General features: G+C 72.9%; 17 protein-coding genes and 1 riboswitch. Of the genes, 11 read left to right on the forward strand and 6 right to left on the reverse strand.

What is annotated here, in order from left to right; all coding sequences use genetic code 11:
• Positions 1-13 precede the first annotated feature (13 nt).
• The 6 genes from lnt to ABDJ40_RS19930 all read left to right on the forward strand — a co-directional run bounded on the left by lnt (position 14) and on the right by ABDJ40_RS19930 (position 9,483).
• On the forward strand, positions 14-2,464 hold the full coding sequence (gene lnt / locus ABDJ40_RS19905; RefSeq protein ID WP_347612268.1) for an apolipoprotein N-acyltransferase: 2,451 nt from the start codon (positions 14-16) through the stop codon (positions 2,462-2,464).
• Positions 2,465-2,538: 74 nt separating this feature from the next.
• The gene (locus ABDJ40_RS19910) at positions 2,539-5,616 is read left to right on the forward strand and encodes a ligand-binding sensor domain-containing diguanylate cyclase (RefSeq protein WP_347612270.1); all 3,078 of its coding nucleotides are present in this window, start codon (positions 2,539-2,541) and stop codon (positions 5,614-5,616) included.
• 69 nt (positions 5,617-5,685) lie between these two features.
• Positions 5,686-6,408, forward strand: a complete 723-nt coding sequence (locus ABDJ40_RS19915; RefSeq protein ID WP_347612272.1) for a GNAT family N-acetyltransferase — start codon at positions 5,686-5,688, stop codon at positions 6,406-6,408.
• Complete coding sequence (locus tag ABDJ40_RS19920) at positions 6,405-7,220, forward strand: hypothetical protein (protein WP_347612274.1); 816 nt, start codon at positions 6,405-6,407, stop codon at positions 7,218-7,220. Before ABDJ40_RS19915 ends, ABDJ40_RS19920 begins: the two co-directional genes overlap by 4 nt.
• Positions 7,221-7,246: 26 nt before the next feature.
• Entirely contained in the window at positions 7,247-8,035 is a 789-nt protein-coding gene (locus tag ABDJ40_RS19925) for a substrate-binding periplasmic protein (protein WP_347612276.1), read from the forward strand.
• Positions 8,036-8,142: 107 nt separating this feature from the next.
• Positions 8,143-9,483, forward strand: coding sequence for an NAD(P)/FAD-dependent oxidoreductase (locus tag ABDJ40_RS19930; RefSeq protein ID WP_347612278.1), 1,341 nt, complete (start codon positions 8,143-8,145; stop codon positions 9,481-9,483).
• On the opposite strand, the gene ABDJ40_RS19935 is transcribed toward ABDJ40_RS19930, so the two are convergent.
• Positions 9,484-9,960, reverse strand: coding sequence for an Lrp/AsnC family transcriptional regulator (locus ABDJ40_RS19935; protein ID WP_269631274.1), 477 nt, complete (start codon positions 9,958-9,960; stop codon positions 9,484-9,486).
• A 289-nt stretch (positions 9,961-10,249) separates the two neighbouring features.
• Between ABDJ40_RS19935 and ABDJ40_RS19940 the strand changes: the two genes are divergently transcribed.
• Entirely contained in the window at positions 10,250-10,738 is a 489-nt protein-coding gene (locus ABDJ40_RS19940; protein ID WP_269631275.1) for a GNAT family N-acetyltransferase, read from the forward strand.
• Positions 10,739-10,769: 31 nt separating this feature from the next.
• On the opposite strand, the gene ABDJ40_RS19945 is transcribed toward ABDJ40_RS19940, so the two are convergent.
• On the reverse strand, positions 10,770-11,894 hold the full coding sequence (locus ABDJ40_RS19945; RefSeq protein WP_347612283.1) for an ABC transporter substrate-binding protein: 1,125 nt from the start codon (positions 11,892-11,894) through the stop codon (positions 10,770-10,772).
• 258 nt (positions 11,895-12,152) lie between these two features.
• On the opposite strand from ABDJ40_RS19945, the gene ABDJ40_RS19950 reads away from it, so the two are divergent.
• Positions 12,153-12,752, forward strand: coding sequence for a DUF2242 domain-containing protein (locus ABDJ40_RS19950; protein ID WP_269631277.1), 600 nt, complete (start codon positions 12,153-12,155; stop codon positions 12,750-12,752).
• Between the two features lie 10 nt (positions 12,753-12,762).
• Positions 12,763-13,113 carry a translation initiation factor Sui1 gene (locus ABDJ40_RS19955; RefSeq protein ID WP_347612285.1) on the forward strand — a complete coding sequence of 117 codons (351 nt, stop codon included), beginning with the start codon at positions 12,763-12,765 and terminating at the stop codon, positions 13,111-13,113.
• A 15-nt stretch (positions 13,114-13,128) separates the two neighbouring features.
• Here the strand turns inward: ABDJ40_RS19955 and ABDJ40_RS19960 are convergent, their stop codons facing one another.
• Positions 13,129-13,965, reverse strand: coding sequence for a class I SAM-dependent methyltransferase (locus ABDJ40_RS19960; RefSeq protein ID WP_347612287.1), 837 nt, complete (start codon positions 13,963-13,965; stop codon positions 13,129-13,131).
• Positions 13,966-14,119: 154 nt separating this feature from the next.
• Between ABDJ40_RS19960 and ABDJ40_RS19965 the strand changes: the two genes are divergently transcribed.
• On the forward strand, positions 14,120-15,910 hold the full coding sequence (locus ABDJ40_RS19965; RefSeq protein ID WP_347612454.1) for a M14 family metallopeptidase: 1,791 nt from the start codon (positions 14,120-14,122) through the stop codon (positions 15,908-15,910).
• Positions 15,911-16,038: 128 nt separating this feature from the next.
• Positions 16,039-16,136: riboswitch (cyclic di-GMP riboswitch) on the forward strand.
• Positions 16,137-16,194: 58 nt separating this feature from the next.
• Complete coding sequence (locus ABDJ40_RS19970) at positions 16,195-18,030, forward strand: S8 family peptidase (RefSeq protein ID WP_347612289.1); 1,836 nt, start codon at positions 16,195-16,197, stop codon at positions 18,028-18,030.
• Here ABDJ40_RS19970 and ABDJ40_RS19975 read toward each other — a convergent pair whose 3' ends face one another.
• Genes ABDJ40_RS19975 through ABDJ40_RS19985 form a run of 3 tightly spaced genes read right to left on the reverse strand, consistent with a single transcriptional unit; the run spans position 18,031 to position 20,214 of the window.
• Positions 18,031-19,368, reverse strand: a complete 1,338-nt coding sequence (locus ABDJ40_RS19975; protein ID WP_347612291.1) for an RNA polymerase sigma factor — start codon at positions 19,366-19,368, stop codon at positions 18,031-18,033. It abuts the gene before it with no gap.
• Positions 19,365-19,790 carry a VOC family protein gene (locus ABDJ40_RS19980; RefSeq protein WP_269631283.1) on the reverse strand — a complete coding sequence of 142 codons (426 nt, stop codon included), beginning with the start codon at positions 19,788-19,790 and terminating at the stop codon, positions 19,365-19,367. Before ABDJ40_RS19980 ends, ABDJ40_RS19975 begins: the two co-directional genes overlap by 4 nt.
• Positions 19,791-19,806: 16 nt before the next feature.
• A complete protein-coding gene (locus tag ABDJ40_RS19985) occupies positions 19,807-20,214 on the reverse strand; it encodes a VOC family protein (RefSeq protein ID WP_269631284.1) in 408 nt (135 codons plus the stop codon).
• Positions 20,215-20,224: the final 10 nt, after the last annotated feature.

Genomic DNA, 20,224 nt, shown 5'->3' on the forward strand with positions numbered 1-20,224 from the left:
TTCGCGGATTTCCATGCATGCACTGACATCGAAGGCCTGGGTCCGCGCGACCCTGGCCGTGGGCCTGGGCGCCGTCCTGCTGGCGTTCTATGCGCGGGGCAGCTGGGGCCTGGGCTTCGTGGCCCTGCTGCCCTGGCTGTGGTGGCTGGACCAGCCCGCGGGCTGGGGCCGGCGCCTGCTGCGGGCCTGGGTGCTGAGCCTGGCCTTTGTGCTGGCCGCCTTCACCTGGTTCGGCACGGCCATCGCGCACTACGCGCAGTGGCCGCAGCTCCAGGGGCAGGCCGTGCTGCTGCTGATCGCGCCTTTGCTGCAGCCCCAGCTGATCGCCTGGGCCCTGGTGCGCCAGGCGCTGGACGGGCGACGGCAGCCCTGGTTGCGGGCCTGGGCGGCCGCGGCGGCGTGGGTCGGGGTCGAGTGGCTGTGCCCCAAGCTGCTGGGCGACACGCTGGCCCATGGCCTCTACCCCGCGGGCCAGCTGCGCCAGGCCGCGGCCCTGGGCGGCACGGCCGGCCTGACGCTGATGCTGTTGCTGGTCCACGAGGCCCTGGCTCAGGCGCTGAGCCAGGTGGGCCCGGCCAGGCAGACCCGAGCTCGCGCGATGCTCGCCCCGCTGGGCCTGGCCCTGCTGCTGCCGCTGGGCCTGCTGGGCTATGGCGCCAGCCGCGAGGCCCCGCGCCTGGACGCCGGCCTGCCCCTGCTGCGCGTGGGCCTGGTCCAGGCCAATATCGCGGACTACGAGGGCCGCCGCCAATCCCGGGGCAGCTACGCCGTGGTGCGCGAGGTGCTGGATGTGCACTACGCCATGAGCTACGACGCCGTCGAGCGCCAGCATGCCGACGCCGTCCTGTGGTCCGAGACCATCTACCCCACGACCTTCGGCCAGCCCAAGAGCGAGGCCGGCGCGCAGCTGGACCAGGAGATCGCCTCCATCGTCAACGCCGCCGGCGTGCCCTTCGTCTTCGGCACCTATGACCGCGACCCGGCGGGCGAGTACAACGCCGCGGCCTTTCTGCAGCCGCAGCAGGGCCTGCTGGGGCTGTACCGCAAGACCCGGCTCTTCCCCTTCACCGAGCAGGTGCCGGCCTGGCTGGACGGTCCGCTGCTGCAGCGCTGGCTGCCCTGGGCGGGGCGCTGGCAGCCCGGCAGCGGGGCGCGCGTGTTCCCGCTGCGCCTGCGCGATGGCCGCGAGCTGCCGGTGCAGCCGCTGATCTGCCGGGATGACGTCGATCCCTCGCTGGCCATCTCCGGCGCACGGCTGGGGGCGCGGGCGCTGCTGACGATGTCCAACGACGCCTGGTTCAGCGCGGACCCCCTGGGCGCCCGGCTGCACCAGGCCGTGGCGGCCTTCCGCAGCATCGAGACCGGCCTGCCGCAGTTCCGGGTGACGACCAATGGCTACAGCGCCGTCATCGATGCCCGCGGCACGGTGCATGCCGCGGGTGACTTCGGCCAGCGCGCCCTGGTCGTCGGTGCGCTGCCGGTGCCCGAGCCGGCGCCGACCTTGCTCGTGCGCTGGGGTGACTGGGTCGGCGCCCTCTGCCTGCTCAGCCTGGCGGGCCTGCTGCTGGCGCGCTGGCGGCCGCTGCGGGGCTGGGCGCCACCGCCGGCCGCGCCGCTGGTCTGGCCCTTGCGGGTGTGGGTGGTGTCGCCGGCCTGGCGCGCCGGCATTGCTGCGCTGCGGGGCCTGTCGCGGGTGAGCGTGCTGGGGCTGGGGCTGGCCCTGCTGCTGGACGAGGGCCTGCGTACCCAGTCCCTGCTGCAGCTGCGCCTGGTCGCCGCCCTGGTGCTGGCGCCGGAGGCGGCGGCCTGGTGCCTGCTGCAGGCCTGCACGGCCCGGCTGGCACTGGACGGTGGCACGCTGGTGCTGGCCCGGCGCGGCGGCGAGCGCCTGTGCTGCGCGCTGGCCTCCCTGCGCCAGGCTCAGGGCTGGCGCCTGCCCTGGCCCGGCCCGGGCCTGGACCTGCTGACGGACGAGGGCAAGACCTGGCCCCTGCTGCTGGGGCGGCCGCATGACCTGCGCGAGGCCCTGCGCGCGGCCGGGGCGCCGCTGGCCGCGCCCGGCGAGGACAGCCGGGCGGCGCGCTACGCGCTGGCCCGCCAGCGCCTGCGCCGTCACCGCCTGGCCCGACCAGCCTGGAAGTTCCTGGGCCTGCCCCTGCTGCTGGCGCTGCCGGCCTTCGCCCTGCACCAGCACATTGCCTACGGCGGCTTCCTGGGGGAGTACCGCAGCTACGGCCTGGCGGCCTATCTGGGCGCCTTCGGCCTGTGGTGGGCGGCCTGGGCGGTCGGGGTGCTGATGGCCTCGGCGGTGGTGCGAGCCGGCATCGAGACCCTGGCCTGGCTGGGCTTGCTGTGGCGCCCTGCCGGTGCGCTGTCCATGCGCCAGGGCCTGGAGTCCGCGGGGCTGGCCTTGCTGTACCTCGGCCTGCCGGCCTGGCTGGTCCTGCGCCTGCTGGGAGCCTGAGCCCTGCGAATTTCTGCGCACTGCGCGGGGGCGTGACGCGGGGCTTGCACAGAGCCTGCTTATCATGCGCTTCCATGCACCGAGCTGTTCTGCGCCTGTCCGCATTGCTGTTCCTGTGGACGGGCCTCCAGTGGGCCGGTCTGCTGGTGCTGCCTGCCCGGGCCGGCGAGGTGCTCGATGCGCAGTTCCGCAGCGTCGAGGTGCCGCAGAACACGGTGCCCACGCTGGCTCAGGACCGCAGCGGCTTCATCTGGGTCGCCACCATCAAGGGCCTCACCCGCTACGACGGCTACCGCCTGCGGCCCGTCGAGCAGGAGGGCCCCACCGCCGCCCGCCGCAACCTCGGCTGGGTGCGGGCCCTGGCCCCTGCACGCGACGGTCGCATGTGGATCGGCACCGAGTTCCAGGGCCTCGTGGTCTACGACCCCCAGCAGGACCGCGTGCAGGCCCTGGGGAGCGCCGAGGGGCGCGAGGCGGCCCATGTGCCCATCCGCGCCCTGGCCGAGGACGGCGACGGCAGCGTCTGGATGGGTAGTCTGGGGCAGGGCCTGCAGCGCTACCTGCCGGCCGAGCGGCGCTTCGAGCGCCACGAGCTGAGCATCAAGGGCGAGCAGGAGCAGCGTGTCACCGCGCTGGTCGTCGGCCATGACGGCACGGTCTGGGCCGGCCATTGGCGCGGGCTGGCGCGCCGCCAGGGGGCGGGCTGGGTCCCTGTCGATCTGCCCGGCCCGCAGGACGAGGCCACCGTGCTGGCCTTGACCGAGGACCGCGCCGGCCGCGTCTGGTTCGGCACGCAGGACGGGCGCCTGGGCGTGGTGGAGCAGGGCCAGGCGCGCTGGGTGCAGGACCTCAAGGCCCCGGTGCAGGCCCTGGCCGAGGCCGAGGACGGCCGCATCTGGGTCGGCGGCAAGAAGGGCCTGTACTGGCTGGATCCCAACCGCGGCAGCATCGAGGCCTGGCTGCGCCATGACCCGCGCCACCTGCGCGGCCTGGCGGGCAATGACATCAGCGGCCTGCTGCGCGACCGCTGGGGCGTGATGTGGGTGAGCGGCTACGGCCTGGGCCTGCAGCGCCACCAGGACCATCCCGCGCTCGCCGTGCGCGGGCCCGACAACGACGCCCAGAGCCCCCTGAGCGAGCTGGATGTGCGCGCCCTGCTGCGCCTGCACAACGGCGAGGTGCTGGCCCCCACGCAGCTGGGCCCCGTGGTGCGCCTGGACGGCCGTCCCGGTCAGGCGCTGGCGACGCTGGGCGCCTGGCCGCGCGAGCGCCGCAGCGTGGTCGATGCCCTCAACCAGGCGCCGGACGGCAGCCTGTGGCTGGCCTCGGCCGGGCGCCTGGAGCACCGCAGCCTGGACGGCCGCCTGCTGCGCGACTGGCCCCTGGACGGCGCACGTGCCCAGCAGCTGCTGATCCGCCGCACGGGCGAGGTCTGGCTGGGCATGCAGGAGGGCCTGTACCGCCTGGCATCGCCCGAGGCGCCCGCGCTGCAGCGCGTCACGCTGGCGGGCGGCGAGGCGCTGAAGGGCGGCATCTACGTGCTGCGCGAGGAGCCGGGCACCCAGGCGCTGTGGGTCGGCGGGCAGCAGGGCCTGTTCGTCGAGGGGGCTGGCGGCCTTGTGCCGCTGGCGCAGTCGCCCAAGGAGGCGCTGGGCAGCCCCATCGTCATGGGCCTGCTGTGGTCGCGTGACGGCACGCTGTGGGTGGACACGCCGGTCAGCGGCCTGCACCGCCGCGTCGGCCTGGACGCCCAGGGCCGCTCGCGCTTCGAGCGCATCAGCGAGCGCCACGAGGTGCAGGGCGTCTTCGGTGGCAATCTGCACGAAGACAGCCAGGGGCGCATCTGGAGCCAGCTCTACGTCTATGACCCGCGGGCCGACCGCATCGACGCCTTCGGCCCGGCCGAGGGTGCCTTCTTCGGCAGCTTCTGGTTCTTCGCCAGCTGCGATCTGCCCGGCGGCGGCCTGCTGTTCGGCGGCAGCCGCGGCCTGCTGCGCGTGCAGCCGGAGGCCTATGCCCCGCCCACGGGCGAGGTGCCCATGGTGATCAGCGGCCTGCGCCTCAACGGCCAGCCCTTCCATCCGCAAAGCCTGCAGCAAGGCCTGACCCTGCAGCCCGGCATGCGCACGCTGACCGTGGAGTTCGCGGGCCTGGACTATGCCGACCCGCAGCGCCTGCGCTACCAGTACCGCCTGCTGGGCCAGGACACCGAGTGGACCCGCGTGGACGCCAGCGCCCGCAGCCCCAGCTTCGGCCCGCTCAAGCCCGGCCGCTATGTGCTGCAGATGCGTGCCATGCCCCAGCAGGGCGCGGGCCGCATGGCCTCGCTGGACCTGCCCATCGAGCTGCTGCCCGCCTGGTGGCAGACCTGGTGGGCGCGCTCCGGCGCCGGCGTGCTGCTGCTGCTGTCGATCTGGAGCTGGGTGCAGTGGCGCACCCGGCGGCTGCGCCACCGCGAGGTCGAACTGCGGGCGCTGGTGGATGCGCGCACGGTGGAGCTGCGCGAGGCCAGCCTGACCGACACGCTCACCGGCCTGCGCAACCGCCGCTACCTGGCGCTGCGCCTGGAGGACGACCTCAATCTGTGCCTGCGCCGCTTCGAGTCCGAGGGCCAGGAGCCCGGGCCCGACAGCGACCTGCTGCTGATGCTGCTGGACCTGGACCACTTCAAGCGCGTCAACGACGTCCACGGCCACGGTGCCGGCGACGCCGTGCTGGTGCAGCTGGCCGAGCGCCTGCGCAAGGTCTTCCGCGGCACGGACTCCCTCGTGCGCTGGGGCGGCGAGGAAGTGCTGGTGCTGGTGCGTGACAGCAACCGCGGCAGCGCGGCCGAGCTGGCCGAGCGGGCCTGCACGGCGGTTCGCGAGCGCCTCTTCGACATCGGCGAGGGCCGGCAGATCCCGGTCACCGTGTCCCTGGGCTGGACGGCCTTCCCGCTGGACCCCTCGCAGCCCCGTGCCTGGGACTGGGACGCCAGCCTGGGCCTCACTGACGCGGCCCTCTATGCCGCCAAGGCGCAGGGCCGGGACGGCCATGTGGGCATCGAGCGCGCGGACGGGCTGACGCCGCTGCACCTGCCCAAGGACTGGTGGCTGGGCCAGCCGCCGGCCGGGCTCACGGTGCGCCGCAGCCGGGTGCGCTTCGGGGGCTGAGCCATCCCGGGCCGGGATCGCTTCTGCTAGGCTCCTCGCGCCGCCCGCCGGCTTCAGGAGTTGCTCGACATGCCCCAGGCCTCTTTCCCGCCCCTCGATGCCCAGCCGGCCGCCACCTTGCTGGACCGGCCGGTGTGGCACAGCCTCACCGGTCCCCAGCAAGACCTGGCCCTGGGCGATGCGCTGGCGAGGCGCTATCGCCCCGAGATCCACCTCTTCGCCGCTACCGCGGATGACCGCCCCGAGGCCCTGGCCGCGCTGGCGCGACTGCTGCCGGACCAGGGCTCGCTGTACCTGCTGCAGGCGCCGCCGCTGTGCCTGCCGCCCGGTGCACGCGTGCTCAAGGAGGCCCTGGGTGTGCAGATGCTGGCCACGCGCTCGCTCGCGGATGAGCCTTCCCACCCCGCCATCCAGCCCCTGGGCGATGCCGACGCAGCCGAGATGCTGGCCCTGGCCGAGCTGACCCAGCCCGGCCCTTTCCTGGCGCAGACCCACCGCATGGGCCGCTTCCTGGGCGTTCGCCTTCAGGGCCGGCTGGCCGCGATGGCGGGCGAGCGCATGCATGTGGCCGGCCACACCGAGATCAGCGGCGTCTGCACGCACCCGGACTTCCGCGGCCTGGGCCTGGCCCGCCAGCTGTCCGCCGCCGTGGCCCGGCAGATCGAGGCCCGCGGCGAACGCCCCTTCCTGCATGCCTGGCGCAGCAACGAGGCCGCCATCGCCCTCTACGAAAGCCTGGGTTTCCGATGGCGTGCTGACGTGCAGGTGGCGGTGATCGAGAAGGCCGCATGAGCAGCGCCGCCCCCGCCCGCGACGCCGTGGGGCTGGCCACCCTCGCGTTCTTCGGCCTGGCCCTGGGCTTCATCGGCCTGCGCGGCCTGTACCAGGGGCATTTCGACCACGTCGTCACCTGGCGCGGGCAGCCCCTGGGCTTCAGCCTGCGCTTCATCGCCTGGATGCTGGGCAGCGGCCTGTGCCTGGGACTGTGCCGGGCGGTGTGGCGCCAGAGCCTGGCGCCCGACGCCCGGCAGTGGCAGGACACCGCCCCCCTGCCGCGCAGCGAGCCCGCCCGCATGGTCCTGCACGAGCGGCCGCGCGGCACCCTGAGGCGTCTGGCCGGCCTCGCGGCCCTGCTGCTGACGGGGCTGGTGATGTTCATGGGCCACCAGATCCTGCAGTCGCTGCTGGGGCCCGCGGCGTGGCTCGGCAGCGGGCCCGTCGCCCTGGCCCTGGCCTGGGGCCTGCTGCGCTGGCTGCTGTGGCGGCCCCGGGGCGGGCCGCTGCTGATCCTGGGGCCCGAGGGCCTGCAGGACCTGAGCCGCGACTGGCCGCCCATCGCCTGGACCGACATCCAGGCCCTCGATCTCTACGGCAGCCGCCTGCAGCTGGCCCTGTACCGCGAGCGGCGTGCCCTGGTCCTGCGCAGGCTGGGCGCTGGCGCGCGCTGGACGGCCCGCTCCATGCGCTGGGATGGCGACGGTGCGGACATCGCCATTCCCCTGCACGCGCTGCAGGGCAGGCCTGTAGACATCCTGGCCCGGGCCCGCGACTGGCAGGGCTGGGCGCAGGCACAGCCGCAGGCCAGGACGCCCGCCCGGGGCTAGACTGGCCCCAGCTTCCCGGAGCGCCTATGCCGCCCTTTGCCGCCGTTGGATGGGTTCTGTGCCTGCTGCTGCTGGGCAGCAGCTGGGCGCGGGCCGTGCCCCAGACGGCGCCGCCGGCATCGGCACCGCCGCCACCCTGGCCCGTGCTGCGCCTGTGCACCTCGGACAGCCCCTTCGTGCCCTATACCGCGCCCGACGGCTCCGGCAGCAGCCAGCGCCTGCTGGCCCAGGCCCTGCAAGGGCTGCCCCTGCGCCTGCAGTCCTATGTGGCGCCGCGCTCGCGCTGCCTGCTCGACGCCCGGGCGGGCCAGGCGGAGGCGCTGATCGGCGTCTTCGATCCCGAACGCCTGGCCTGGGCCCGCTACCCCATGCGCGGGGATCAGCCCGACGGCAGCCAGGCCCTGGCTGCCGGCCGCTTCCTGGTCTACCGCCGCGTGGGGAGCCCGGCGGACTGGGACGGCGAGCGCTTCAGCCAGCTGCAGGGCGCGCCGGTGGGCGTGCGCCTGGGCTTTTCCTACGGCGGGGCCCTGGCCCGCAGCGCGGCACCGATCGACGACAAGGCCACCTCGGCCGAACAGCTGCTGCGCAAGCTGGCCAAGGGGCGCGTGGCCCTGGCCATCGTGCAGGAGGCACAGGGCGAGCTGTTGCGCCAGCAGGGCCTGGAGGCCCCCATCGAGGCCCTGCCCAGGCCCTTCAGCAGCTTCGAGCTCCATCTGATCCTGACGCAGCGCTTTGAGCAGCAGCACCCCGCGCTGGCGCGCCAGCTGTGGCAGCGCATCGGCCAGCTGCGCGCCCGCCAGGCCGGCAGCCCCTGAGTGCCGTGCGCGCTGCGCGCAGGCCATGCCGGCCGCCCAGCTCTCCATGCCATTGCTGCATGCCCCAGCGCCGGCCGGGGTGATTGTTGCGGCGCACAATGATCGGCATGGACAGCCAGCCTCAAAGCATCGCCTCGTCCACCCGCCCGCGGGTGCTCATCATCGGTTGCGGCTTCGGCGGCCTGGCCGCCACGCGGGCCCTGGCGGGGGCGCCGGTCGACATCACCCTGGTCGACCGCAGCAACCACCACCTCTTCCAGCCGCTGCTGTACCAGGTGGCCACCGCGGGGCTGTCGGCGCCTTCCATCGCGGCGCCCATCCGCCACATGCTGCGCGGCCAGCGCAACGTGACCGTGCTGATGGCGGAAGTCAGCGGCATCGACAAGACCCGGCGCAGCGTCAGCCTGGCTGACGGACAGGTGCTGGGCTACGACTTCCTCATCGTGGCGGCCGGCGCCACGCACAGCTATTTCGGTCATGACGAGTGGGCCGCGCACGCCCCGGGGCTCAAGACGCTGGAGGATGCCTTCCGCCTGCGCGCCCGCGTGCTCAAGGCCTTCGAGCAGGCCGAGCTGGAGCCCGACCCGGCGCGGCAGGCGGCGCACCTGAGCTTCGTGGTGATCGGCGGCGGGCCCACCGGGGTCGAGATGGCCGGGACCCTGGCCGAGATCGCCCACCACACCCTGCGCGACGAGTTCCGCCGCATCGACCCCTCCAAGGCCCGCGTGCTGCTGCTGGAGGGCTCGGAGCGGGTGCTGCAGGCGCTGCCGCGCTCGCTGTCCGCCAAGGCCGAGGCGCAGCTGCGCGGCCTGGGCGTGGAGGTGCAGACCCGCTGCCGCGTGGTGGGCATCGATGCCGAGGGTGTGAGCGTCCAGCAGGGGGACGGCGCCGAGCCGCGGCGCATCGAGGCCCGCACTGTGGTCTGGGCCGCCGGCGTGGCGGCTTCGCCCCTGGGCCGTCTGCTGGAGGTGCCGCTGGACCGCGCCGGCCGGGTGCAGGTCGATGGCTTCCTGCGCATTCCCGGCCACCCCGAGGTCTTCGTGATCGGCGACCTGGCCGCAGCCCAGAGCCTGGAGCCCGATGGCCGCCAGCGGCCCGTGCCCGGCGTCAGCCCCGCGGCCAAGCAGATGGGCGCGCATGCGGCGCGCAGCATCCTCGCGGCCCTGCGCGGCCGCGAGTCGGCACTGCGGCCCTTCCGCTACCGCGACTACGGCGCCCTGGCCACCATCGGCCGCAAGGCCGCGGTGGCCGACCTGGGCTGGCTGCAGTTCTCGGGCTATGCGGCCTGGCTGTTCTGGCTCTTCGTCCACATCTATTTCCTGATCGGCTTCCGCAACCGCCTGGTGGTGCTGATGGACTGGGCCTGGGCCTACTGGAGCTTCCAGCGCTATGCCCGCGTGGTGGTGGAGCCGGCGGCAGGCGCCCCGGGCGGGCGCTCCCCGGCCTGATCAGGCCTGGGCCGCATCCAGCGGCAGCGCCGTGCGGCTGATCACATGCTGCAGCACGAAGCTGGAATGCACGCCCGTCACGCCGGCGATGCGGGTGAGCTTGCCCAGCAGCAGGCTCTGGAAGTGGTCCATGTCGCGCACCCAGAGCTTGAGCTGGTAGTCCGCCGCCTGGCCGGTGATCAGCAGGCATTCCAGCACCTCGGGCAGCACGCGCACCGAGGCCTCGAAATTGGCAAAGCGCTCCGGCGTGTGCTGGTCCATGGAGATGTGCACCAGGGCCATCAGGCTCAGGCCCAGCTTGCGGGCGTCCAGCAGGGCGCGGTAGCCGGCGATCAGGCCGCTGTCCTCCAGGGCGCGCACCCGGCGCAGGCAGGGGGAGGGTGAGAGGCCCACGCGGTCGGCGAGGTCCTGGTTGGCGATGCGGCCTTCCTGCTGGAGGATGTCCAGGATCTGGCGGTCTATGCGGTCTAATTCCATGCAAATTGCTCAAATGATTTAATGTGGGCAATTTAATGCCAAACGGAATGGGATTGAAGCCATCTTCGCAATTTTCTGCCCGGCCGCGCTTCCTACACTGGAATCACTGCAAACAGCAGCCCTCCACCGCCCGGGCAAGACCCCCGCGGAGCAGGCCAGGCCCACGACGGCCCCACCCCCTGCAGTCAAGGCCCCAGGCGTCACGAGCGTGCTGGGGCCTTGGCCATTGGGGCAGGCGCATGTCCCGCGGCACTGCCGACGGCCCGGCGCGCGGCCCCACAATGCCGCCATGGACCTGACCCTTGAACGACTGAGCCTGGAGGAGCTGCGCCTGCTCGAAGCCGGGCAATGGCCGGCCGGATGGCTGGACCGCGTGGAGCCTGGCGCCCTGCCGCCCGAGCGCGTGCACCGCCGCGCCCTGGCCCTGCTGGCGGAGGGCTGCGCCCCCTGCTGGGCGGTCAGCTGCATGATGTGCCGGCCCAGCGACGGGCGCTACCTGGGCAACATCAGCTTCAAGGGCGCACCCTGCGAGGGGCGCGTGGAGATCGGCTACCACGTCGCCCCCGGCCAGCAGGGCCAGGGTCTGGCCACCGCCGCCGTGCGACTGATGCTGGAGGAGGCCTGGGCCTCGGGCGTGCAGGTGGTGCGGGCGGAGGTCCTGCCGGAGAACCTGCCTTCCCAGCGCGTGCTGGCCAAGGCGGGCTTCCGCCTGGTCGGCCACCGTGCCGACGAGCGCCAGGACTGGGTGGGGGTCTGGGAAGTGCAGCGTCCGGACTGAGCGCCGGACTGGGCGCCGGCCCTGCCGCGGCTCAGCGGATCAGCACCAGCGAGCTGCCGCGGTGCGACTCTTCCTGGTAGCGCAGCTTGAAGCCGCCCAGGTCCAGCTCGCCCAGGCCGGCCAGGGCGTGCTGCAGGCTGTCGCGGTTGATGGGGCCCCGGATGCGGCGCAGCCCCTCGGTGAGGACGCGGGCGGCCACGTAGCCCTCCAGGCTCAGGGAGTCGAACTGGCGGTCGCCCCGGGCCAGCATGGCCTTCTGGTAGGCCGCCACCACCGGCAGGCTGGTGTCGTGCGCATCCGGCACCACCTGGGAGACGCGGATCTGGCGCATGTCGCCCATCAGGGATTCCTTCAGCGGCTCCAGGCCCACGAAGGACAGCACGTAGAAGCGGCCCTTGTAGCCGCGGCTGCGTGCCTGGCGGATGAAGGCGGCGCAGGTCTCGTAGGTGCTGATCATGAACACCGCCTCGGCGGGCTCGCGGGTGATCAGGGCGTCCAGGGCCTCGTCCACCTGGGTCGAGTTGCGCCGGACCGTGGCCGAGGCCTGCAGTTGCAGCTTCAGGGGCAGCGCGGCTTCGCGCATGGCCTCCAGGCCGGCGCGGCCGAAGAGGTCGGCCTGCAGCAGCACGTTGAAGCGCTGCACGCCGTCCTGTCTCATCGCATGAGCCAGGGCGACGGATTCGTCCATGTAGCTGGCGCGCACGCTGAAGATCCGGCCCGGGCCAGGCTCGTAAAGCATGCTGGCGCCCGTGTAGGCGCCGAGGAAGCTGATGCCGTGGCGCTTCAGGTAGGGCAGGGCCACGCGGCTGGTGGGCGTGCCCACGTAGCCGAACAGCAGCAGCACGCGCGGGTCCTCGACGAACTGGCGGGTGTTGATTTCGGCGCGGTCGGGTTCATAGCCGTCATCGCGCAGGTCCAGCACCACCTTGCGGCCCTGCACGCCCCCCTGCTGGTTGAGCATGTCCAGCTGCGCCCGGATGCCCGCGTGGTAGCGCAGCCCCAGCTGGGCGGCCGGGCCGCTGAGCGCCGCCGAGCTGCCGATGCGCAGTTCCTCCTCGGCCGAGGCGCCGGCGTGGCGCCCGAACCCCAGGCCCAGGCCCAGGCCGAGCAGGGCGGCCAGGCTCAGGCGTCGCGAAGGCACGGTGGCATCAGGCATGACGGCCGCATTGTGCGCCTGCGGCTCCGCGCCGGCCTTGAGCTGGGCCGAGGCCCGCCCATCTGCGTGCGCAAAGCGGTGCTTTGCCACGGCCGCGCTGGCGCCGCCCGGGTGCCGCTCCGGCCGGACAGCCCTTGGCGCAGGGGGTGTCTTCCCGTGCCGGGCCCTGCGGGACCGGGATAATGCGGGACCGGAGCCGGCGCCCGTTGCGCCGGCCCTGTGAACCGTGTGCCGAGGGCCAGTGAGGGAGAACGATCGATGAGCAGAACTTGGACAGCCACCCCTCTGGCCAGTCTGGCCGGAGCCTGCTTGCTGGCCGGCTGTGCGATCTCCGTGCCGGGCCGTGAGCCGGCCAAGGTCTCGGTCTACCAGAACGAGCGCTTCCAGGCCGAGGAGACCTTCTCCCGCCTCTTCGACGCCTCCATGGAGGACACCTGCGAGGCCGCGCGGCGTGCGCTGCTGAGCCAGGGCTACCTGATCAACCCCGGCAAGGCGGGCGCGGTGAGCGGCACCAAGCGCTTCCAGCCCGAGGGGGAGGTGCACGTGGAGATCAACTTCAACGTGGTCTGCGTGCCCGACGGGCGCAATGCCCAGCTGGCCACGGCCTTCGTCTCGGCGCAGCAGGACCGCTACGCCATCAAGAAGAGCGCCAACTCCACCAGCATCGGGGTCAGCGCGATCGGATCGATCTCGGTGCCGCTGGCGGCGTCGCAGGACTCCATGGTGAAGGTGGCTTCCGAGACCATCCCCGCCGGTGAGTTCTACGACCGCTTCTTCGCGCTCATGCACCGCATGCTCAGCGAGCAGACGGGCGAGGGCTCCGGCGCGGCCAGCGCCGCCGTGATGCGCCAGCGCTGAAGAGGCCGTGATGAGCGGCAGCCGCCTGGTCTATTCCACCGAGCTGGGGCGCACTTGCCCGCAGTGCCGCGCGGCGCTGGCGGCCTGCCGCTGCGGCAAGCCCGCCACCCGCCCCTCGGGCGATGGCATCGCGCGCGTCTGGCGTGAGAGCAAGGGCCGGGGCGGCAAGACCGTCACCCTGGTCAAGGGCCTGCCCCTGGACGACGCCGCGCTGCAGGCCCTGGGCAAGCAGCTGCGCAGCGCCTGCGGCAGCGGCGGCACGTGCAAGGACGGCGTCCTGGAGATCCAGGGCGACCATGCCGAGCGCGTCACCGCCTGGTTGATCGCCCAGGGCCATCCGGCCAAGCGGGCCGGCGGCTGAGGCCGGGGCGCGGGCTCAGGGCTTCACGAAGCGCAGGGTCATGCGGTCGCTCTCGCCGATGGCGGTGTAGCGCTCGCGGTCCTTGTCCTTGTTGGTGAGCGTGGGCGGCAGGGCCCAGACGCCGTTCTCGTGGTCCGCCGTGTCCTTGGGATTGGCATTGACTTCGCTGCGCGCGGCCAGCTTGAAGCCCACGGATTCGGCGATGCGGATCACGTAGCTCTCGTGCACATAGCCGCTGCTGGCCTTCTCGTCCTGGGCCTGGGCGGCCGGGCGGCGGTGCTCGACCACGCCGAAGGTCCCGCCCTTCTTGAGGGCCTCGAAGGCGCTGCGGAAGACCGCGGTGACGGCGGGCTCGCCGCCGGCCTCGATCCAGTTGTGCACATTGCGGAAGGTCAGCACCAGATCGGCCGAGCCGGGCGCGGCGTACTGCAGGCGGCCGGGCACCTCGAACACATTCATCTGCACCTTGCCGTAGACCGCCGGCGCGGCGGCCAGCTTCTCCTTCAGGCGCTGGCCGCTGCGCTGGCGGTAGGCGTTGCTGGACTGCGGGTCGTCGGCGCCCAGGATCAGCTGGCCTTTGCCATGCAGGTAGGGCGCGAGGATCTCGGTGTACCAGCCGCCGCCGGGGCTCAGCTCGACCACCGTCATTTCGGGCCGGATGCCGAAGAAGCGCAGGGTCTCGTAGGGATGACGGGCACCGTCGCGGGCGGTGAAGGCGGGCGTGCGCTGCGAGCCGGCGATGGCGGCCTGCAGCGCGGTGTCGGGGCTGTCTGCGGCAGGGCTGCCGGCCCAGGCCGTGGTCATCATGGACAGGCAGGCGAGGGCGGCAAAGCCGCGGCGAGTCAGGCTCATGGAGTCCTCCGATCGGACGAAGTCTTGGGGCCGGCGCAGTATGCAAGCCGGGGGGCGGGGGTGACGGAAGGCACCCCGGGCCATCCGCAGCAGCGCCCCTGGGCAGGGCTGGCTACAGTGCCAGGCCTTGCCTGTCTCCCTCCCCCCGTCGACCATGCGCCTGTCCCGCCTGCCCCTGCCCACCGTGCGCCACGCCCTGCTCCTGCCGCTGCTGGCCCTGGCTGGCCTGGCGGGCGCCGCGCCCCCGCTCGGCACCGAGGCCGAGCGCAGCAGCTACCTGCGCACCGGCCGCTACGAGGAAGTGGGCCGTCTGTGCCAGGCCTTCCAGCAGCACTTTCCCCGCGCGGTGCGCTGCACGCGCTTCGGCAGCACGCCGGAAGGGCGGCCCATGTGGGCGCTGGTCGTCAGCCAGAAGGGGGTGTTCAGCCCGGCCGAGGCGCGCCGGCGCGGCCTGCCGGTGACGCTGATCCAGGGCGGCATCCACGCGGGCGAGATCGACGGCAAGGACGCTGGCTTTCTTGCCCTGCGCCAGGTGCTCGAAGGGCAGGCGGCGCCGGGCGCATTGAAGCGCCAGGTGCTGGTCTTCGTGCCCGTTTTCAATGTCGACGGCCACGAGCGTTTCGGCGCCTGGAACCGCCCCAACCAGCGCGGGCCCGAGGCCATGGGCTGGCGGACCACGGCCGAGAACTACAACCTCAACCGCGACTACGCCAAGGCCGATGCGCCCGAGATGCAGGCCATGCTGCGCCTGGTCCAGGCCTGGGACCCGCTGGCCACCATCGACCTGCACGTCACCGACGGCGCGCAGTTCGAGCACGACGTCTCCATCCAGGTCGAGCCGGTGCATGCGGGCGACGAGGCCCTGCGCGCCAGCGGGCAGCGCCTGCGCGACGGCGTCATCGAGGCGCTGGCGGCGCAGGGCTCGCTGCCGCAGCCCTTCTACATGTCCTTCGAGAAGATGGACGACCCTGCCTCCGGCTTTGCCGATGGCGTGCCGCCGCCGCGCTTCTCCACCGGCTACTTCTGGCTGCGCAACCGCTTCGGCATGCTGGTGGAGACGCACTCGTGGAAGGACTACCCGACCCGCGTGCGCATCACCCGCAACACTGTGGTCGCCACGCTGGCGCTGATGGCCCGCCACGGCGCCGACTGGCTGGCGCAGGCCCGGGCGGCGGATGCGCGCGCGATGCGCCTGGCCGGCCGCGAGCAGCCCCTGGCCTTCGAGACCAGCCCGAAGCAACGCATGATCGACTTCCGCGGCTATGCCTACACCCGCACGCCCTCGGACATCTCCGGCGCCCTGATGACCCGCTACGACGAGCACCGCCCCGAGATCTGGCACGTGCCCCTGCGCGACGAGATCGTCCCCGCCCTGAGCCTGCCGGTGCCCGGCGCCGGCTATCTGGTGCCCGCGGCGCATGCCGAGGCCGTGGCGGCCAGGCTGCGCCTGCACGGCCTGCGCTTCGAGCGCCTGGCCGCGGCGCGCCCGGCGCTGCCGGTGCAGGTCTTCAGGGCCGAGCAGGCGCGCTTCGGAGCGCAGTCGGTGGAAGGCCACCAGCGCCTGGAGGTGAAGGGCCAGTGGCGCCCCGAGCCGCGCGACCTGCCCGCCGGCAGCCTGTTCGTGCCCGCGGCCCAGCCCGGCGTGCGCCTGCTGATGGCCCTGCTGGAACCGCAGGCGCCAGACTCCCTGCTGGCCTGGGGCTTCTTCAACAACGCCTTCGAGACCAAGGAGTACATGGAGGATTACGTGGCCGAGGACGTGGCCCGGGCCCAGCTGGCGGCCGATCCGCAGCTGGCCGCCGAGTTCCAGCGCCGCCTGGCCGAAGACGCCGCCTTCGCCGCCGACCCGCATGCCCGCCTCGCCTTCTTCGCGCGCCGGCATACGTCCTGGGATGAACGTTACCGGCTGTATCCGGTGATGCGCCTGGACCAGCCGCTGCGCTGAGTCTCCGGACACCGTTTCGTCGCGCCCAGGGGCACCGGGCGCGCACAAAGTCGCAGGAAGCCGCGCGACCTGCGTGGCAGCGCTTTTCAGCGGCGCCGCCAGCGCCTACTGTTGCGCCTACGGGATTCCCCCGTGATCGGCAAACCGCGCGAAAGCGCGGGACGCAAAGCCTCCGGCCTACAGCCGACGCCCTTCAGGCGCCGGCCACGGTAGCGGGGTTGCCAGCTGCCCCGCCGCCCCGGCAGGGAACTGGCCTCGATGGATGCACTCCGAGGCGAAACCACATGAACTCACCCCTGTTCTCCGCCCTGGTCCTGGCCCTGCTGGCCGGCACCGGTTCTTCCCAGGCCGCCTTCCAGGCTGCCCAGGTCGGCCCTGATGGCCTCATCGTCCAGGCTGCCCAGACGGACCGCCTGATCGTCAAGTACAAGTCCGGCAAGGGCGCCTTCCCCACCGAGAACGCCCGCCTGGCCGCCCAGGTCGCAAGCAACCGCCATGGCGTGCAGCTGACCCCCCTGCGCCAGATGGCCAGCGGCGCCCAGGTGTTCAAGCTCAGCCGTCGCCTGGGCAAGGGCGACATCGAGGCCCTGGCCGCCAGCTTCCGCAGCGGTGACGCCAATATCGAGTACGTCGAGCCCGACCGCCTGCTGCAGCCGCAGCTGACGCCCACCGACCCGATGTACGCCCAGCAGTGGAGCCTGTTCGACGCCGTGGGCGGCATCCGCGCCCCCGACGCCTGGAACAAGTCCAGCGGCGATGGCGTGACCGTGGCCGTGATCGACACCGGCGTACGACCCCATGCCGACTTCGCGCCGCGCCTGCTGCCCGGCTACGACTTCATCCTGAACACCACCGTGGCCGGTGACGGCGGCGGGCGCGACGCCGATGCCAGCGACCCCGGCGACTTCGTCGCGGCAGGCGCCTGCGGCTCCGGCAGTGCCGCGCGCAACAGCTCCTGGCACGGCACGCATGTCAGCGGCATCGTCGGCGCCACGGGCAGCAATGGCATCGGCGTGAGCGGCGTGGCCTTCAAGGCCCGGCTGCTGCCGGTGCGCGCCCTGGGCAAGTGCGGCGGCTATACCTCGGACATCGCCGATGCCATGGTCTGGGCCGCCGGTGGCAGCGTCAGCGGCGTGCCGGTCAATGCCAATCCGGCGAAGGTGATCAACCTCTCGCTGGGCGGCGCCGGCAGCTGCGACATCACCACGCAGAACGCCATCAACACCGCCCGGGCCAAGGGCGCCGTGGTCGTGGTGGCCGCGGGCAACAGCGGCCAGGACGCGGCGAACTTCTCGCCGGCCAGCTGCAGCGGCGTGATCACCGTGGCGGCCACCGGCAAGACCGGTGCGCGGGCGTCCTACTCCAACTTCGGCAGCAAGGTGACGCTGGCCGCGCCGGGCGGCGACAGCAACGGCGCCATCCTGTCCACCTACAACACGGGCGCCACCACGCCGGGCAGCGACAGCTATGCCGGCATGATGGGCACCTCCATGGCCACGCCGGTGGTCAGCGGGGTCGTGGCCCTGATGCTCCAGGCCAACAGAAACCTCACGCCCGACCAAGTGGCCAGCCTGCTCAAGAGCAGCGCCCGCGCCTTCCCGGCGGCCTGCATGGGCTGTGGCGCCGGCCTCGTTGACGCGAACGCGGCCGTGAACGCGGCCCTGGCGCAGGCTTCGGGTGCCGCCCCCGCCCCCGCACCCACGCCGGCCCCCGCACCCGCCCCGGCTCCGAGCCCCGAGCCGACGCCTGCTCCTGCGCCGGCGCCCGTCTCCATCAAGGAAGCCGAGCCCAATGACAGCCTGGGCGCCGCCCAGGTGATCAGCGCCAGCCGCGCGGCCATCAGCGGCAGCATCGCCAGCAACACCGACAACGACTACTACCGCTACAGCGTCCCCGCCGGCAAGACCCTCAAGGTCACGCTGAGCGCCGGCAGCGCCTCGGGCTTCGGCCTCGGGGCCTACACGGCCGGCGGCACGCAGCTGCTGCTGAGCACCGGCGTGCCGGGCGTCACCCAGATGCTGCAGATCACCAACTCGGGCAGCAAGGACGTGAACGTCTACCTGCGCGTGCTGCGCAGCACCGGTGCGACCGGCGGCTATGCCCTCAGCCTGAGTCTCTAGTCACGCGGCCGGCCTGCGGGCCGGTCCTCGCTTTCTCTCGTCCTTGCTCCTCGCTTCGAGCGCGCGCTGCGTCAGCAGAGCGCGCTCTTTTTCATTGAGGCTCAGCGCCGCAGCCCGCTCGAAGGCCTCGGCCGCCTCCTCGCCGCGCCGCTGCTGCTGCAGCAGGTCGCCGCGCACGCTGTGCCACCAGGGGTAGCGCTGCATGGCGGCCTGCGCGCCCAGGGCGTCGACCAGGACCAGGGCTTCCGCCGCGCTGCCCTCGGGCGCCCGGCTCAGCGCCACCGCGCGGTTCAGCGCGACCACGGGCGAGGGCCAGCCCTCCAGCAGCCGGGTGTAGAGGGCCAGGATCAGGGACCAGTCCGTGTCCTCGGCCCGCGTGGCGCGGGCATGGCAGGCCGCGATGCCCGCCTGCAGCAGGTAGTAGCCCGGCGCCTGGCCCAGGGCCGCGCAGGCCGCCTCGCCCGCGGCCAGCGCGGCCAGGCCGCGGCGGATCAGCAGGCTGTCCCAGCGGCGGCGGTCCTGGTCCATCAGCAGCACGGGCGCGCCTTGCGCGTCCAGCCGCGCCGCCTGGCGCGAGGCCTGGATCTCGAGCAGGCTCATCAGACCCAGCACTTCCGGCTCCTGCGGCATCAGCGCAGCCAGCAGGCGGGCCAGGCGCTGGGCCTCGCCCATCAGGTCGCTGCGCAGCCAGTCGCTGCCGGAGCTGGCGGCATAGCCCTCGTTGAAGATCAGGTAGACCACCTCCAGCACCGCGCCCAGGCGCTGCAGGCGCTCGGCGGGGCCGGGCAGCTCGAAGGGCACCTGGGCCTCGCTGAGCGTGCGCTTGGCGCGGCTGATGCGCTGGGCCACCGTGGGCTCGGGGCACAGGTAGGCGCGGGCGATCTCGGCCGTGCTGAGGCCGCCCAGCAGACGCAGCGTCAGGGCGGCGCGCGCCTCGGGCGAGAGCAGGGGGTGGCAGGCGGTGAAGATCAGGCGCAGGAGGTCGTCGCCGATGTCATCGGCGCGGCGGGCGTCCAGGGTCTCGCTGAGGTCGGGCACCACATGCTCCTGGCGTGCCTCGATGTCCTGGGCCAGGGCCTCGTGGTGGCGTTCCTGCATGCGGCGCTGGCGCAGGCGGTCCAGGGCGCGGTGCTTGGCCGTGGTCATCAGCCAGGCACCGGGCTTGTCCGGCACGCCCTCGCGCGGCCAGTGTTCCAGGGCGGCCAGCAGGGCCTCCTGGGCGATCTCCTCGGCTTCATCGAGGTCGCGCAGCAGGCGGCGCAGCGCCCCGATCACGGCCGGCGACTCCAGCCGCCAGATGGCCGCGATGCGCGAGGTCAGCGCCGCCGCCTCGCTCACGTCGCGGTGCCCTGCGAAGCGTTCACCTGGCTGGCATCCACCATGTGCACCAGCTCCCAGAGGTGGCCGTCGAGGTCCTCGAAGCTGTGGCCGTACATGAAGCCGTGGTCCTGCGGCGGGCGCGGCGCACGGCCGCCCGCGGCGATGGCGCGGGCCACCAGCTGGTCGACCTCCTCGCGGCTGTCGCAGGAGAGGCAGACCAGCACCTCGGTGCTCTCGCGGGCATCGGCGATGCGCTTGTCGATGAAGCCCTGGAAGAAGGGATGGATCAGCAGCATGGCGTAGAGGTTTTCGCCCAGCACCAGGCAGGCACCCTGCTCGTTGCTGAACTGCGGATTGAAGCTGTAGCCCAGGGCCTCGAAGAAGGCGCGGGAGCGCGCCATGTCGGCGATGGGCAGGTTGACGAAGATCTGGCGATGCATGGGGTTCTCCTGGGGGTCAGGTCTTGCTCTCTGGTGTCACCAGCGGCTGGACCAGGTGGATGAGGTTGCCGCAGCCGTCCTCGAACAGGGCGCCGATGATCGGGCCCATGGGACGCGGCGGCTCGCGGAAGCGCACGCCGCGCTCGCGCAGGCGTTCGTACTCGGCCGCGATGTCGGCGGTGGTGAAGGCGGCCGCGGGCATGCCGGCTTCATAGAGGGCACGCTGGTAGACCCGCGCCGGCTCGAAGCCCAGGGGCTGCAGCACCAGCTCCACGCCGGCCAGGCCCTCGGGCGAGCGCACGGTGAGGAAGCGGTAGGGTCCCATGGGGATGTCGGCGCAGGGCTCGAAGCCCAGCTGCTGCGTGTAGAAGCGCAGGGCCTCGTCCTGGTCCTGCACCAGCAGGGGGCTGAACTTGATCTGCATGCGGGGGCCT

This window comes from Roseateles flavus (assembly GCF_039872765.1).
In the GTDB taxonomy this organism is placed as follows: Bacteria; Pseudomonadota; Gammaproteobacteria; order Burkholderiales; family Burkholderiaceae_C; genus Roseateles_B; species Roseateles_B flavus.